Below are 225 nucleotides of genomic sequence, written 5' to 3'. Positions count from 1 at the left end.
TGCGCCCGGCGGACGATCCCGCTCGCGGTCGACTTGTCCACGCCGACCACGTCGGCGAGATCCGCCAGCGTACACTCTCGCGGGACCTCGAAGTACCCCTCTCTGAGGCCCGCGGCGAGGAGCTCCTCCTGTCGCCTCGTGAGGAGTCGGTCCGATCGCCTCTTGTTCACCTTCGAGAGGAGCTCGTACTCGGTCCCGCTCGCTTCCAGCGTCTCTCGGAGCTGG

At 68.0% G+C, this 225-nt stretch carries 1 protein-coding gene; it reads right to left on the bottom strand.

Annotated elements, in window-relative coordinates:
* Window positions 1–225, bottom strand: a 225-nt coding sequence (locus EXE45_RS19210) for a helix-turn-helix domain-containing protein (protein WP_199233726.1), incomplete at both ends; no start/stop codon positions are given.

Origin of the sequence: Halorubrum sp. SP9, from assembly GCF_005435015.1 — an archaeon.
In the GTDB taxonomy this organism is placed as follows: Archaea; Halobacteriota; Halobacteria; order Halobacteriales; family Haloferacaceae; genus Halorubrum; species Halorubrum sodomense.
The sequence above is the reverse complement of the archived record's forward strand: the minus strand, read 5'-3'. Positions and strand labels throughout refer to the sequence as shown.